The sequence below is a fragment of the Vibrio sp. 811 genome (assembly GCF_033339195.1).
The window spans coordinates 1-510 of record NZ_JAWOUB010000991.1 but is presented as its reverse complement, the minus strand read 5'-3'; the positions used below and the strand labels follow the sequence as shown (position 1 = coordinate 510).

Annotated in this window: 1 pseudogene; it reads right to left on the bottom strand. The window is 49.4% G+C overall.

The features are described from left to right. A pseudogene (locus tag R7Q46_RS30525) lies at positions 1 to 510 on the bottom strand (transcriptional regulator MalT); the annotation flags it as partial.

The window sequence follows — 510 nt, the reverse complement described above, 5'->3', positions numbered from 1 at the left end:
CGCGCGGTCGAGTTTACCCAGCACGTGGTTCACTTCGCCTACGACTGAGGTCGCGACAATTCGGCTACGGTAAATAGTGTTGTCTAGTTGGCTGAGAGCCAGCTCCGCAAGTTCAAGCGCTTTCTCGGGTTGGTTGCTGTTAATCGCGACCTGAGCAAGCAGCGCGTTGGCTTGGCCTTGGTAATGGATATCTAGCTCGATGTTGCGCTTTTTATGCTCTTCTTCGGCTTCTTCAAGCAATTGGCCAACTTGATTGTATCGGTGTTGGCTCTGCGCTAACCATGCACGTAACATCGTCAATTTAGGGTGGCTAAAGAGCAGCTCTGCATCCAGCTTATTGATGGCATGCTCGAGTGTGCTTAACTCACCTTGGTTGAACATCTTCCAACCGAATTCATTCAAAATCTCAACGACTAAGTCTTTATCGTTGGACTTTTGTGCGTGATGAATGGCTTGGTGTGGCGATTTTTGTTGCAACCAAGCGACCGCCGCATTGCGGTGAAGATCTTT